The following is a 14562-nucleotide window of genomic DNA, read 5'->3' as shown; positions in this document are numbered from 1 at the left end:
GCGCCGACACACCAGCGAGAATCCGCGCCGGCCCGCCGACACGGCACCACGAAGAAATACCGGCAAGCACTCCAGAGCTGTTCCCGGGAAATGCCACGCACCCAATCCGTCAAACCCTATCCCAACGGACCACCGACCAGAAATTCCGAGCGCCATAATAATGACGACGACGCACGAAACGGCACGAGCGCGCACCGGCCAGACGTAAGTCCCGACTGCGGGCACGGGCTGATGTGACCCATCATTTGAGGGGGTCGAGCGTTGAAGTCTGTCTGATGGTCGATGCCGCCTTCCGTCGCTGGCCCCTTGACCAATTCGGCAACCGCCTAACGCAATGGCGTTGTCACTGCCGTACTAGTGTCGCGTGATCCTGGTGTCGTTACCTCGTGTTGTTGTTGACGAGTTGTTTGGCGCTGGTCTGGACCCAGCGGACCTTGGCGAGGATCTCGTCGGCGGTGGCGGTCCAGATGAAAGGTTTGGCGTCGGTGTTCCAGTGCTGCACGTAGTCGCGGATGCGCACGATGAGGGCGTTGACCGAGGTGAACGTGCCGCGGCGGATGGACTGGCGGGTGATCAACCCGAACCAGATTTCGATCATGTTCAACCAGCTGCTGCCGGTCGGGGTGAAGTGGAACGTGACGTTCGGGTTCGCGGCCAGCCAGGCCTGGACGTCGGGGGTGTTGTGGGTGGACAGGTTGTCCAGGACCACGTGGATCTCTTTGCCGGCGTGGGGTTTCACGGCTTTACGCAAGAACGCCAGGAACCGGGCGCCGTCGCGGACCGGCTGGCAGTCGGCGACAACCTGGCCGGTGGCAACGTCCAGGGCAGCGAAGAGCCTGGCGATGCCGTGGCGTTTGTAGTCGTGGGTGCGTTGCTCGGTGACCCCGAAGTCCATAGGCAGCAACGGTTGGGTGCGATCGAGGGCCTGGACTTGGGTCTTTTCGTCGATCGAGAGCACGACCGCACCGCCGGGCGGGTCGAGGTACAAGCCGACGATGTCGGCGACCTTCTCGGCGAACCGCGGGTCTTTGGACAGTTTGAAGGTGCCCTGCCGGTGTGGCTTGAGATCGTTGTCCCGCCACAGTTTCGCCACGTAGTGCCAGGACACCGACACGCCCTCGGTGCGTTTCAGGTATGCGGCCAGCTGCCGGCTCGACCAGTGCGACAGACCCGTCTCCACCGGCGGCGTGGCCCTGGTCAACGCCAGGATCCGAGCTCGGACGGCGGCCGGGACCTGCTCGCGAGGCGCGGCGTGGGATCCGTCTTCCAGGCCGGCCAGTCCGTTGCCTGCGTACCTGTCGACCCAACGGTCCACAGTGGGCAGTGACACCCCGGCCAGTGCCGCAACATCCTTGCGGCGCTTGCCCTCCGCCATCCACAGCACGATCCGCGCCCTGGTCGCCACCACCGCCGGCACGTCCCGGCTGTTGATCACCGTCCGCAGCTCTGCGATCTGGGTCTCGGTCAGCATCACACCAGGATCAACGATCGACCGACATAACGCAACCAGAATCACGCGACACTAGGCGGCGGAGCCCGACGAGGGTTCGTCCTGATTGGACACCAGGCTGCGGGCGTAGCGGCGCAGCAGGTCGGGCATGGAGTACTTCTCGGGGCCGTGCTCGCGGGCCAGGTTCGCGTTGACCAGGTGGTGCAGGGCGCGCCGGGCCGCGTCCAGGGTGGTGCCGGCGAGCCGGGCGGCGGTGTCGGCCGGTAAGGAGGCCTGACCGGCCGAGCCGAGTAACCGGAACATTCGCGCCGCGTCCGGGGGTAACGCCGCGTAGGAGCGTCCGAACGCAGCCGGCACTCCGGCGTCCTCGTCGCCGAGGACCTGCAGCATGTCCATCAGCCCGGCCCCGGCCATGGCGTCGACCTGGGCGGCCACGTCGTTGCCGCGGTCGGCGACGAGCGTCGCGGCGATCCGGATGGCCAGCGGCAGCCGGCCGCACAGGCGCACCAGCGTGTGGACCGCGGCCGCGTCCTGCGGTGTGGCGCCCAGGGTGCGCATGGCCAGCTCCACCGCCTCGGGCGGCTCCATCGGCTCCAGCTCGATGCGGGTGGCGCCGTTGCGGGCGACCAGGCCGACCAGGCGGTCCCGGCTGGTCACCACGATCCCGCAGGTCGCACTGCCCGGCAGCAGCTCGCGGACCAGGTCGGGGCCGGGGGCGTCGTCGAGCAGCACGAGCATGCGCCGCCCGGCGAGCAGGGAGCGGTACAACGCCGCCGCGTCCTGTGCCCGGGGCGGCACCTGCTCGGCGGGGATGCCCAGCCCGGACAGCAGCGCGGCGAGCGCCTCCTCCTGCGACAGCGGCCCGTCCTTGCCGTGCCCGCGCAGGTCGACGTAGAGCTGGCCGTCCGGGTACACCGCGGCGCAGGTGTGCGCCCAGTGCGTGACCAGCGCCGTCTTGCCGACGCCGGCCATGCCGGTCACCAGCACCGGGGGCGGGGCGGACGCCGGGACGCGGCCGGGGGCCAGGGCGTTGCCGAGCCGGGTGAGGTACGACTCCCGGCCCAGGAACCGCGGCACGTCCGCGGGGAGCTGGCGGGGCCGGGCGGGTGCCGCGACGGCCGGGGCCGGCGGAGCGGGGCGGGCGGGCGTGGCCGGCGCGGTGGCCGGGTCGGCGCGCAGGATGCTCACGTGCAGCCGCTGCAGGCCCGGCGACGGCTCCAGCCCGAGCTCCTCGGCGAGCCGGACGCGGTAGCCGGCGTAGAGGCGCAGCGCGTCGGCGGTGCGCCCGGCCTGGTGCAGGGCGAGCATGAGCTGGCCGACGAGGCGCTGGCGGTGCGGGTAGCGCGTGGAGAGCTCGGTCAGGTCGTCGATGAGCCGGTCCTGGTGGCCGAGGCGCAGTTCCGCGTCGAGGCGCTCCTCCAGCGCGGCGAGCCGCGACTCGTCGAGGCCGCCGCACAGCTCCTCGCGGATCTCGTCGTCGGCCACGTCGGCCAGCGCCGGTCCGCGCCACAGGGCGAGCGCGTCGCGCAGGATCCCCACGCGCTCGGCGTCTTCGCCGCTGTGCCGGGCCCGCTCGACCTCGGCGCGGAAGCGGTGCACGTCGACGCGCTGCGGGTCGCAGGTCAGCAGGTAGCCCTCGCCGCAGCGGGTCAGCCGCAGGTCTCCGGCCGTGCTGTGCCGCTCGTGCAGGATGCTGCGTAACCGGCTGATGTGGGTCTGCACGATCCGCCGCGCGGTGGCGGGCGGGCGGTCCTGCCACAGGAGGTGCATCAGCCGCCCGACCGGGACGAGCTGGTTGGCCTCCAGTAACAGCACCGCGAGAATCAATCGTTGTTTGCGGTCGCCGAGGTCCACCGGATCGCCGGCGGCGAACGCCTGAACTGGCCCCAGCACACGGAATTCCATCGGCCCTCCGGTGGCCCGGCGCACGACGGCCCCCGCCCGTCCCGGCGCGTGACGATCTCTGATGGATTCGAACAACCTGAATGTATCGCGAGAGATCGCGCCGACCCAAGAGAGATCAGTGAAGAATTTTCATTCTCGCAACATCGGCCACATCCGATTGATTGCAACTTCGCGGGGAGGCTGTGAGAATCGGCGAATATAGACGTCAGATTATATTATCAACCACCGAGCCGGACCGGCCGTAGCCCGCGGATGGCCGCCGCCTGAACGATGAGCGGCGTCGCCGCGACCGTCTGGGACCGGTCGCCGCCGCCGTCGTGCAGCAGCACCACAGCGCCCCGGCGCAGCCCCGCCCCCACGCCCCGCACGATCGCGTCGGTGCCCGGGGACGTCCAGTCCGCCGCGTGCACGCTCCAGAACGCCGGGATCAGCCCGCAGTCGCGGATCCGGGCCAGCACCTCGGCGTTCACCGCGCCGAACGGCGGCCGCACGAACCGCGGCTGCGCGCCGGTCACACCGGCGATCAGCCCCGCGGTCCGCTCGATCTCGGCGCTGACCCGGGGCGGGTCCTGCTCGGTCATCGCGGTGTGCCCCCACGCGTGCACCTCGACGCCGCAGCCGAGCGCGACCGCCCGCCGCAGCAGCGCCTCCCGGCCCTCGATCTTGTCGCCGATCACGAAGAACGTCGCCGCCGCGCCCAGCGCCTCCAGGTGGTCGAGGATCGCGCCGGTCCACGGCTCCTCCGGCCCGTCGTCGTAGGTCAGCGCGAACGCGCCCGAGCGTGGCCCGCCGAGGTCACCGAGGCGGGTGATGGGCGTGTCCACGGCGGACTCCGGGCTCAGGCCCGGGTCGCGGTGACAAAACCGCCCGCGACGCCCCCACGCCCGTAGCGGGCCTGAACCCGCTCCGCCGGGTGAGCCTCGATCCGCCAGCCCTTCCCGGCCAGGAACGCCCCGGCGTCGGGCTGGCCGTCCCGCCACAAGGCCGCGTACTGCGCGACCCCCGGTAAGCGCGCCGCCGAGGCCCGTAAGGCGGTGGCGCCCACGGACTCGTACTCGAACGCGGCCACGCTCCCGGGCGCCGACAGGGCGTCCACGGTGGCGAGCACGTGCTCGGTCTCGGCCGGCGTCAGGTAGATGAGCAGGCCCTCGAGCAGCCACGCGGTGGGGCGGGCCGAATCCAGGCCGGCCGCGCTCAGCGCCTCGCCCCACGGGCCGCGCAGGTCGGCGGCGACGGGGCGGTGCGCGCAGCGGGGCACGGCGCGGTACCGCCGCAGCACCTTGCGCTTGAACGCGAGCACCTCCGGCAGGTCCAGCTCGAACAGGTTCGTGCCCGCCGGCCAGTCCAGCCGGTGGGCGCGGGTGTCCAGCCCGGCGGCGAGCAGCACCACCTGGCCGACGCCCCCGGCGGCCACGGCGAGCAGGTGATCGTCGAAGAACCGGGTCCGCAGCACGACCCGGGACCAGAACTCGGCGCCGGTGGCCGAGACGCCGCCGACGAGGGCGGCGGTGCCGCGCTGGGACGGGATGAACGGGCCCTGGGCGGCGGCCAGGAACGCCCCGGCGTACGGGTCGTCGAAGAGCCGGTCACGGCGGCGGCTCTCCATCGCCCGGACCACGGCCACTCCCAGTGCCGTGCGGCCCACGCCGGTCGGCGCGTTGCCCTGGGTGCCGGCGCTCACCAGGTCACCGGAAGAGCCTCGAGGCCGCCGGTGATCTGCTCGCCGTGCGAGCGCAGCTGCGCGGGCTCGACGGCCAGGCGCAGGTCCGGGAAGCGCGGCAGCAGCTGGGTGAACAGGGCGAGCATCTCCAGGCGGGCCAGCGGCGCGCCCGGGCAGTAGTGGCGGCCGTGGCCGAAGGTGAGGTGCGGGTTGGCCGGGCGGTCGATGTCGAAGTCGTACGCGCCGGCGAACACGCCGCCGTCGTGGTTGGCGGCGCCGGTGTCGAGCAGGACCAGCTCGCCGGCGCGCACCCGGGTGCCGGCCACGTCCAGGTCGGCGCGGGCGTAGGTGGGGATGCCGTTGCCGCCGCCGGTGTTGACGCCCACGTTGCCGATACGCAGGCACTCCTCGACCGCGGCCGGCAGCCGGGACGGGTCCTCCAGCAGCGCTTGGCGCTGCTTGGGGTGGGTGAGCAGCAGCAGGGCACCGTACCCGATCGCGACGACCGTGGTGTGGTGGCCGGTGAACATCAGCGAGGCCCCGATGTGGGCGATGATCGAGGGGTTCAGCCGGTACGGCGCCGCCCGCAGCCGGGCCAGCAACCCGTCCGGGTCCGCGCGGCGCTCGGCGACCAGCGCCCGCAGGTGCTCGGTCAGCTCGGCCAGGCCGGTGGCGGAGCGCTGCTCGTCGCCGGCCGAGGCGATCGCCTCGGACAGTTCCATGCACCGGGGCAGGTCCGGCAGCGGCACGCCGAGCAGGCGGCAGATCACCATCGTCGGCAGCGGCACCGCCACCCGGCTCACCAGGTCGGCCGGGCGCGGCGCGGCCTCGAGCTCGTCGAGCAGGCCGGTCACCATCTCGTCGACCCACGGCCGCACCTCGCGCAGCTGCGGCGGGGAGATGACGGTGCGCAGCACCTCCTTGAACCAGGCCCGGTCGGCGTCCTCGCGGGCGAAGTTCTCCCGCGGGCGGCCGCCGAACAGCGCCGAGGCGGTCAGCCGGGCGGCCCGGTCCGGGCGCGGGTGCGTGCGGGCCAGCCCCTCGCCGCCGTAGAGCTCCCGCACCTGCTCGTAGCCGGTCACCAGCCACGCCTCGTCGCCGGTGCGGGTGCGCACCCGGTGGATCGGGCCGCTGTCCTGCAGCGCGCACAGCTGCGGGGCGGGCTGCAGCGGATACGGCTGCGCGAACGGCATCTCCGGCAGCGAGACCGGGCAGCGCGGGCCCTCGGCGTCCTCGGTCACGATCCCCCTCCAGGAAGGTCCAGCTTGGCCGCGTCCAGGGCGTCCCCGGGCGGGGTCAGCCCGGCGAGGCTGCGCAGCAGCACCGCCTGACGATCGGCGAGCCGGGTGCGTACGGTCGCGTCGTCGAGCAGCTCGTGCATCGCGCGCAGCACCTTGCCGCGCTCGAACACCCCGGCGGTCAGGAAGCAGTCCACGTACGGGTTGTCGGCCAGTACCGGGGACAGGAAGGTGTGCCAGCCCCACGGGAAGACGCGGTACGGGTACGCGATGCCCAGCCCCGGCGCGCTGTGCTCCAGCCAGGCGAGCCCCGCCGGCAGCGATCCGGTGCCGCGCAGCCGGGCGAGGTCCAGGATCTTGCGGTTGTTCAGCAGGAGCGAGGGCACCCCGGCCAGCACGGCCTGGGTCAGCGTCACCGACACCGCGTTGCCGGTGACGAACAGGTCGGCGGCGGTGAGGCGGGCGTGGAACTGCGGCGGCGAGAGCTTCGGCACGTACTCGTACTCGATGCGCTCGGCGACCGGGAAGTCCCAGCGGGCCGGGCCGACGTGCACGACCCGCAGCGGGCGTCCGAGCGCGGCGAGGTGGTCGTGGAGGATCCGCGGCATGGCCCGCATCAGCTGCGCCATGCCGGGCGAGCGGACCACGTTGACGTACTCCCACCGGGAATTGGTGATGAACACCGTCGGCGGGCCGGTGCGCCGCGGTGTCACGAGCATCGGTGCCTCGCCGCCGCACACCATCCGGGTCACGATGACCCCCGGCTCCGAGGGCGCCGGCCGGTTCAGCGGGCTGTTGCGGATGAGCAGGTCGCAGGCCTCCAGCAGGCGCGGGAAGCGGGTGTGGTGGCCGCCGTAGAAGTCCACCACGTAGTCGGCGGCCGGGTAGTCGTACTGGTCGAAGCTGGCCAGGGCGATGTCGTAGCGCTGCCGCAGCAGGCTCATGCTCAGCCCGGACCAGGCCGTGGAGTAGTCCAGCGTGAACGCGTCGGCCGCCACGAGCAGGTCCGGCCGCAACGCCGCGACGAGCTCGTCGAACACCTTGAGGTTGCGCTGCGGGTCCTGGCTCGGCAGCGGGTACACCGTCAGCCCCATCCCCCGCACGTAGGACGCGACGGAGGCGGCGGTGACGAACCCGATCTCGAAGCGGTCGGCGGGCAGCTGCCGGGCGAAGTCGGCGGCGATGCTCACGTCACCGTTGGACAGGTGGCCCAGGCCCAGGAAGAGCAGGCGGCGCCGGCTCATCGCGGCACCGCCTCGCGGCGCAGCACCGCGGCGACGGCAGGCTGGTCGCCGTAGACGGCGCCGAGCACCTCGCCCAGCGCCGTACGCAGCTGCGCGCCGGTGCCCGCCTGCGCGTGGAGCGTGGCGAGGGGCTCGCACAGCACCGCGCCGAGCGCGACCAGCCGCACCGGCTCGCGCGGGGCGGCGGCGAGCGCGCCGAGCAGGCCGGGCCGGCCGGGAGTCGGTGGCGCGGCGGCCAGCTCGTCGAGGACCGCGGCGAGGGCGTGGGCGCTGATGAAGTACGGCTGCGGCGGCAGTGTCGCCTGGTGGGCGATGAGCCGGTCGACGTCCTCGCGGGCCGAGTCCAGGTCGCCGGCGATCTGCACCGCGTAGGCGCCGTAGCTGCTCGGGATCAGCGTGCGCAGCCGGGCCCGGCTGTAGCGGGCCAGCCAGTGCTCCGGCTCCAGGTCGAGGACGTCGGTGAGCGCCTCGACGGTGGCCGTGAACCGGGCGTGCGCGGCGAACTCGATGCCGATGCTAGGCAGCACCGCCATCAGCGCGAGGGCGTGCCGGCCGGCCGCCTGCGGGTCCGCGGGCGCGGCCCGGACCGCGTCGGCCAGCCGGTCCAGCAGCTTGGCGGCGCGCCCGAGCTTGCCGGCGGCGCTGGCCAGCCCGTACAGCTCGTCGTCGGCCGGGGTGATCAGGCGCACGGTCACACCGTCGCGATCGGACTGTTCCGCGCGGCGGCCTCGGGGGTGACGGGGTGGAACTCGTCCCAGCCGATGAACTCCGCGTACTCCTTGTAGACGCCGCCGCAGGAGTCGTTGTGCGCGCAGCCGCCGCACCGCTCGTCCTTGACCCGCGAGTTGGCGTCCATGTAGTGCTCGTAGTCGTCGAAGACGAACGTGCGGTACAGCATCTTGAACTGGTTCTGCGTCCAGTCGATCATGTGCTGCTCGTAGCCGGGGATCGAGCAGTACGGGAAGCCCTCCAGGGTGACCACCCGGTCCCGGGCCACCGCGCGGTCCACCGCCTCGAACACGTAGGGCTGGATCTCGTCGTAGCGCGGGGTCACGTCCCAGAAGTTGCGCAGCGCGGTGCCGGCCGTGTGCAGCGCGGAGAGGTTGACGTGGTCGGCGCCGAGGTCGAGGCACAGGTCCACGATCTCGGGCAGCTCGGTGTAGTTGTCCTTGCACACCACCGAGTTGGTGCGGATCTTCGCGCCGAGCTCCTTGACGTTGCGCATGCCCTTGACCGCCTGCTCGAACGAGCCCAGCGACTTGCTGATCCGGTCCTGGGTGAGGCCGGTGGCGCCGTGCATCGACACGATGAACAGGCTCACGCCCTTGTCCACCACGGTCTGCGCGTACTTCAGGTGCGCGAGCTTGCGCCCGTTGGTCTGCAGCAGCACGGTCGGGTAGCCCAGTTCCCGGATCTCGTCGAGGATCTCCAGGAAGTCGCGGCGGATGGTCGCCTCGCCGCCGTGGATGTTGACCGCCTCGAAGCCCTTGTCGGCGTTGTCCTTGAGGAACCGCGACACCCGCTTGCGCGAGATCGAGTCGTCCTTGACGAACGGCGAGTCCACGATGCAGAAGGAGCACTTGCTGTTGCAGATGTCGGTGAGGTGCACGCTCAGGGCCTTCATGGCATTGCCTCGCAATCGCTTCCGGGCCGGTCGGGCCGCTCCAGCTGTTCCAGCCGCGCCAGCAGCGCGGTGAGGTCGTCGCCCACCGAGCCGAGGCGGTCGCGGGTCGCGACCCGGCTCGCCTCGTCGGGGACCAGCAGCCGGGTCTGCCCGTCGACGGCGATCTGGCCGAAGGCGAGCAGCCCCTCCAAGAGGCGGCGGTACTCCGGCAGCGCCGCCGCGCCGGGTTCGCCGGCCGCGCCCGCGCGCAGCGCCGCGAGCAGGTTGCCGACCTGTTCACCGGCACCGGCCAGGTCGGTGCCCACGACGCTGCGGAAGCCCATCAGCGCGAGGTCGGCCATCCCGGCCGGCAGGTGGCCCAGCGAGCGGATCTGCCAGGTGAGGTAGTCGGCGACCCGCTCCGTGAGGGTGACCGCCTCGGCCAGCAGCGCCGGATCCGCGCTCACGGCCGCGGCGGCGATGGAGACGGGGGCGGGCTCGTCGCCCTCGTCGGCCCACATCCGCACGGTGCGGCGCTTCTGGACCGGCACCTTGCCGCCGTCCGGCCCGATGAGCGTGGCGACGATCATCTCGGTCATCTCGGCGCACAGCAGGTCCCCGGTCAGCGTGTCGACCTGCAGCGTGACCCAGTACGAGGAGCGCCCGCGCTGGCGCACCGGACCGGACTTCACGTCCAGCACGCAGTCCAGGCACCGGGTCTGATAGACGCTCGACTCGCGGCCGGCGAAGCGGCCGGTGCCCAGGTGCTCGGCGCTGATGTGCGCGTTGCGGAAGACCGCGGTCGCGCCGGGGTCGGAGAACTGCAGCTCGGCCCAGCTGCCGGAGATGCGCTCCAGCTCGGCCCGGCCGCCGACCTCGCGCAACCCGGCGGTGGTGATGAGGTGCGTGCACATCATCTCGAAGGTGACGACGTCCCAGCTGAGCATGAGCAGCAGGTCGACCGCCGGGGACTTGGGCAGCGCCGGGTAGCTCACGTCGAGGGTGACCGGGCTGTCGCCGCCGGGGCCGACGGCGTGCTCCGGGCCGGCGTCGGCGTGCAGGAGCATCGAGGTGAAGCCCTGGCCGCGGGCGAACGTCCACTCGCGCGGTTCGGTGGCGGTCTTCGGGTCGCCGGTGCGCGCCGAGACGCGCTCCCACTCGTACCGCACCGGGACCACGGTCGGCACCCCGCCACCGAGGATCGTGCGGTGCAGGGTGGCGGTCATCTCGTGCCACTTGTAGGGGGTGCCGCGCGGGGTCAGGAAGTCGTTGCGCATGCTCGCGTGGAAGCGCCGCCGCACCGCCGGGTCGATGACGCGGCGGCCCTGCAGGCGGGGCTCGAGCGTGGCGGTCATCGGGTCACCACCGTGCGCAGCGTGTCGCCGAGCGCGGGCAGGGTCGAAAGCTGCTCGCGGTACCGCTGCTGCCGTTGTTTGAGCTCTTCGGTGGCGGGCGGATCGTCCAGCAGGCTCATGAGCGCCGACAGCACGGCCGGGCGGTCGAAGAGGCCGGCGGTGACGAAGCAGGCGGCATAGGGGTTGCCGGACAAGAGCGGCTCCAGGAGGGCGTGCCAGCCGAGCGGGGCGACCCGGAACGGGTGGGCGGTCCGCAGTAACGGGGCGCAGGCCGCGAGCCAGCCGGGCATCCCGTCGGCGCGCAGGGTCTCGCCGTTGTCGAGCAGCAGCGCCGGTACCCCGCCGAGCACCGCCTGCGCGAGCGTCTGCGACAGCGCGTTGGTGGTCAGGAACAGGTCGGCGGCGGCCAGCCGGGCCTGGAACATCTGGTACGGCATCTTGCCGAAGTGCTGGTACTCGACGTGCTCCGCGGCCGGGAACCGCCACGGTCGGGGGCCGACGTGGATGACCCGCAGCGGCCGGCCCAGCGCGGCGAGGTGGCTGTGCAGGACCCGCGGCAGCGCGTCGATGAGCTGCGCCACCGGCAGCGAGCGCAGGCGGTTGCGGTACTCCCACGGCGAGTTGACGAGGAACACCAGCGGGCGGCCGTCGGCGTCGGCCGGTCCTGCCGAGCGCGGGCCGCCGTCGCGCAGCCCGCCCGGGTGCAGCGCGACCGGCGCGGCGCCGGCGATGCGGTGCGGGGGGCCGGGCTGAATGACGAGGTCGCAGTCGTCGAGCAGGCTCGGCAGCGTGACCCGGGCGCCGCCGTAGAGGTCCGCGGTGTATCCGGCCGCCTGCCAGCCGATCCGGTCGATGCCGGCGACCGGGCGGCCGTAGCGCTCCCGCAGGCCGGCGACGCTCAGCCCGGACCAGGTGCGCGACTGCTGCAGGGCGAACGGGTCGGCGACGACCAGGCAGTCGGGGGCGAAGCCGGCCACGATCCGGTCGACGATCGCCAGGTTGGCCGCAGGCGTGCCGCCGGACAGCGGCAGGGTCGGCATGCCCAGGTCGTGCAGCTGCGACACGGCCTCGGCGGCGGCGACGAAGCCGACCTGGAACTTCGAGCGCGGCAGCGCGCGGGCCAGGTCCGCGGCGATCGTCGCGTCGCCCCGGGAGAGCCGGCTGGGCGCCAGGAACAGGACCTTCATGAGCCGGTCACCCGGCGCAGGACGGTGTCGACCTCGGGCAGCTTGCGCAGCGCGGTCAGGTACGTCTCGCGGGCCTCGGCCAGCCGGTCGCGCTGCGGGCCGTCCGTGAGCATCGGCACGATCGTGGCCAACGCCGCCTCCTCGTCGAACATCTCGGCCTGCGCGACCATGTCGCTGAACGGGTTGCCGTCCAACAGCGAACGCAGGAACTGGAACCAGCCGACCGGGAACATCCGGCACGGGTAGAGGTAGTCGACGCGCTCGACCACGCGCTGCGCGGACTCGCTGAGCACCGGCGGGTCGGGCAGCTCCCAGCGCAGCTTCCCGCTGCGCTTGTGCAGCGAGTTCATCAGCGCCACCGACGGGATTCCGCCCAGCGCCAGCCGGTGCAGGCTGACCGAGACGATGTTGTTGGAGATGTGCAGGTCGACGGCCTGGATCAGGCGGCGGAACCGCTCCGGCGGCAGCGGCCCGAGCGGGTGGAAGCCGTCCGGGACGCGGTCGTGGAAGACCAGCTGCGGGCCTACGGCGAGCACGTCGGCGTGGTCGAGCAGCCGCAGCAGCAGCTCCTCCAGCATCCGGTGGCTCGCCTCGACGAACGCGGTCACCCGCGGGTAGGCGGCGTGCATGCGCTGCCAGGTCGCGCCGGTCACCAGCACCACCGGCCGGTCGCGGTGCAGGCCGAGATCGCGGCGTACGGCGGCCCGCTCGGTGGTGGGCACGTCGGCCATGTCGGCCAGCAGCGGGTACGGGTGCACGTCCGGGTCGACCTCGTCGAGCGGGTTGTTCAGCGGGCAGGGCCGCAGCCGGAACGACAGCCCGTCGAGCGTGATGTCGCCCTCGTACTTGGCCTTGAACCCGTACGTGTCCAGCCAGGCGCCCTCGCGGCCCCACGAGAAGTCGTCGAAGGTGCCGATCGGGCACTCGAAGACCTGCAGGTCGCTCCGGCTCAGGCCGTAGTGGCGGTCGCAGAAGTCGAAGTTCATGAAGTCGGCCAGCACCACCAGGGCCGGGCGGTGCACGTGCTGGATGTCGGCCAGCTGGATCCGGTTGATCTTCCCGGCGCCGGGGACCATCACCTGGTGCTCCAGGCCCGCCTCGGCGATGAGGCGGCGGTGGGTGGGCGGGATGAGGAACAGCGGCTTGAACCCGGTGCCGTCCATCCGCCGGGCGAACTCGGTGGCGATCGCGAGCTCGCCGTAGGCCCAGAAGCTGGTGACGATGAACAGGACGGTCCGGTCGGTCGTGGCTCTAGTGCTCACGGGCGAACTCCTTGACCCGTAACACGGCGGGCTGCGCCGGGAAGAGCGTGTCCATGAGCGCCGCGGCGGTGTCCCGCTCCGGCAGGCCGGGTTTGCTGTGGTACCACACGAAGCCCTCGCACAGCAGCCCACCCAGCGACGGGAAGCCGACCTCCCTGGCGTCCGCCTTGGCCGCCGCCGACCGGATCAGCTCCGGTATCCGGTCCAGCTGCCCGGTCTCGCCGGACTCCCACGCCAGCCGGGCGGCGAGCAGGTACGTGCAGGCGAACCACGGCCGCCACTCGACCGCGTCCTGGCGGCCGACCAGCTCGGCCGCGTCCTCGGCCGCGCGCGTGCGCTCGGCGATGACGTAACCGCGGTGCTCGGTGGCGTCGGCGGGCAGCAGCGCGCGGGTGTGGATGCGCAGGTACCGCCCCAGCCAGTGGCCCGGCTCGTGGTACAGCAGGTCGCTGAGCGTCTCCACGATCTCGGTGTAGCTGAGCTGCCCGCGCAGGTCCTCCCGGCCGGACTGCAGCAGCGCGAGCAGGGCCAGCGCGTAGGGGAAGCCGGCCCGCGGGTCGTCCCACTCCTGCTCGTACCGCTCGCGCAGCCGGCCGACGATCTTCTCGGCGCGGCCGAGCCGGGCGGCCACCATGACGGTGCCGAACAGCCCCTCGTCGGCGGCGGTGGGCGGGGTCAGCTGCTGGATGCCGGCGGTCATCGCGGCGCCGCCCGCATCGGCCCGGCGGCCGGGTTGGTGCTCGTGTCGCGGTCGGGCCGCTCGGTCACCGGGTGGAACTCGTCCCAGCCGATCATCTCCGCGTACTCCTTGTAGACGCCGCCGCAGACGGAGTCGAAGACACAGCCGCCGCACCGCGCGTCCTTGACGCGGGTGAAGTCGTCCATGTGCTCCTCGTAGTCGTCCATGACGAAGCTGCGGTACAGCACCTTGTAGCGGTTGTGCTCCCAGTCCACGAGGTGCTGTTCGTAGCCGGGAACCGTGCAGTACGGGAAGCCCTCCATGAACAGCGGCGCCCCGCGGCGCACGGCCCGCGCGCACGCCTCCAGCACGTACGGCCGGATGTCGGCGTAGCGCGGGGTCACCTCCCAGAAGTTGCGCAGCGCGGTGCCGTCGGTGTGCAGCGCCGAGATCGTGATCTGGTCGGCCCCGAGGTCCAGGCACAGGTCGATGATCTCGGGCAGCTCGGTGTAGTTGTCCTGGCACACCACCGAGTTGGTGCGCACGGTGGCGCCGAGCGCCTTGACGTTGCGGATGCCCGCGACGGCCTGCTCGAACGAGCCGATCGACCGCGCGATGCGGTCCTGGGTCACCGCGGTGGCGCCGTGCATGGACACGATGAAGAGACTCACGCCCTTGTCCACCACGCTGCGGGCGAACTCCATCCGGGCGAGCTTGCGCGCGTTGGTCATCAGATGGACGGTCGGGTAGCCCTTGTCCCGGATCTCGTCGAGGATCTCCAGGAAGTCCCGGCGGATCGTCGCCTCGCCGCCGTGCAGGCTCACGCCCTCGTACCCCTGCCCGGCGTGCTCGCTGAGGAAGCGCGACACCCGCCGCCGCATGACCGTGTCCCGCTCCATGTGGGGCGAGTCGACGATGCAGAATGAGCACTTGCTGTTGCAGATGTCGGTGAGGTGGATGCTGAGTGCCTTCATCGCGA

The 14562-nt window shown here is 72.3% G+C and carries 13 protein-coding genes; all 13 read right to left on the bottom strand.

All coding sequences use genetic code 11. The features are described from left to right. Nucleotides 1–379 precede the first annotated feature (379 nt). Complete coding sequence (locus ACQPY0_RS28630; RefSeq protein ID WP_432995421.1) at nt 380–1474, bottom strand: IS630 family transposase; 1095 nt, start codon at nt 1472–1474, stop codon at nt 380–382. 48 nt (nt 1475–1522) lie between these two features. Continuing rightward, on the bottom strand, nt 1523–3355 hold the full coding sequence (locus ACQPY0_RS28625) for a BTAD domain-containing putative transcriptional regulator (RefSeq protein WP_432994625.1): 1833 nt from the start codon (nt 3353–3355) through the stop codon (nt 1523–1525). 218 nt (nt 3356–3573) lie between these two features. Continuing rightward, nucleotides 3574–4179, bottom strand: a complete 606-nt coding sequence (locus tag ACQPY0_RS28620) for a polysaccharide deacetylase family protein (protein WP_432994623.1) — start codon at nt 4177–4179, stop codon at nt 3574–3576. Between the two features lie 14 nt (nt 4180–4193). Then, nucleotides 4194–5036, bottom strand: coding sequence for an SAM-dependent methyltransferase (locus tag ACQPY0_RS28615; RefSeq protein WP_432994621.1), 843 nt, complete (start codon nt 5034–5036; stop codon nt 4194–4196). Then, complete coding sequence (locus tag ACQPY0_RS28610) at nt 5033–6256, bottom strand: cytochrome P450 (protein WP_432994619.1); 1224 nt, start codon at nt 6254–6256, stop codon at nt 5033–5035. The genes ACQPY0_RS28615 and ACQPY0_RS28610 overlap by 4 nt, the downstream gene beginning before the upstream one ends. Next, complete coding sequence (locus ACQPY0_RS28605; protein WP_432994617.1) at nt 6253–7497, bottom strand: DUF6365 family protein; 1245 nt, start codon at nt 7495–7497, stop codon at nt 6253–6255. Before ACQPY0_RS28605 ends, ACQPY0_RS28610 begins: the two co-directional genes overlap by 4 nt. After that, nucleotides 7494–8192 carry a hypothetical protein gene (locus ACQPY0_RS28600; protein WP_432994615.1) on the bottom strand — a complete coding sequence of 233 codons (699 nt, stop codon included), beginning with the start codon at nt 8190–8192 and terminating at the stop codon, nt 7494–7496. The genes ACQPY0_RS28605 and ACQPY0_RS28600 overlap by 4 nt, the downstream gene beginning before the upstream one ends. Beyond that, on the bottom strand, nt 8189–9121 hold the full coding sequence (locus ACQPY0_RS28595) for a radical SAM protein (RefSeq protein WP_432994613.1): 933 nt from the start codon (nt 9119–9121) through the stop codon (nt 8189–8191). The genes ACQPY0_RS28600 and ACQPY0_RS28595 overlap by 4 nt, the downstream gene beginning before the upstream one ends. Further along, nucleotides 9118–10455: a hypothetical protein gene (locus ACQPY0_RS28590; protein ID WP_432994611.1), complete on the bottom strand. Its 1338-nt coding sequence runs from the start codon at nt 10453–10455 to the stop codon at nt 9118–9120. Before ACQPY0_RS28590 ends, ACQPY0_RS28595 begins: the two co-directional genes overlap by 4 nt. Further along, nucleotides 10452–11642: a DUF6365 family protein gene (locus tag ACQPY0_RS28585; protein ID WP_432994609.1), complete on the bottom strand. Its 1191-nt coding sequence runs from the start codon at nt 11640–11642 to the stop codon at nt 10452–10454. Before ACQPY0_RS28585 ends, ACQPY0_RS28590 begins: the two co-directional genes overlap by 4 nt. Continuing rightward, a complete protein-coding gene (locus tag ACQPY0_RS28580) occupies nt 11639–12904 on the bottom strand; it encodes a DUF6365 family protein (protein WP_432994608.1) in 1266 nt (421 codons plus the stop codon). The genes ACQPY0_RS28585 and ACQPY0_RS28580 overlap by 4 nt, the downstream gene beginning before the upstream one ends. Further along, a complete protein-coding gene (locus ACQPY0_RS28575; protein ID WP_432994606.1) occupies nt 12894–13604 on the bottom strand; it encodes a hypothetical protein in 711 nt (236 codons plus the stop codon). The genes ACQPY0_RS28580 and ACQPY0_RS28575 overlap by 11 nt, the downstream gene beginning before the upstream one ends. Beyond that, the gene (locus ACQPY0_RS28570; protein ID WP_432994604.1) at nt 13601–14557 is read right to left on the bottom strand and encodes a radical SAM protein; all 957 of its coding nucleotides are present in this window, start codon (nt 14555–14557) and stop codon (nt 13601–13603) included. Before ACQPY0_RS28570 ends, ACQPY0_RS28575 begins: the two co-directional genes overlap by 4 nt. Between the last annotated feature and the right edge of the window lie 5 nt (nt 14558–14562).

Source organism: Dactylosporangium sp. CA-233914 (assembly GCF_050942935.1).
Classification (GTDB): Bacteria; Actinomycetota; Actinomycetes; order Mycobacteriales; family Micromonosporaceae; genus Dactylosporangium.
Note: the sequence above shows the minus strand (reverse complement) of the source record. Positions and strands in the feature narration are given on the sequence as shown.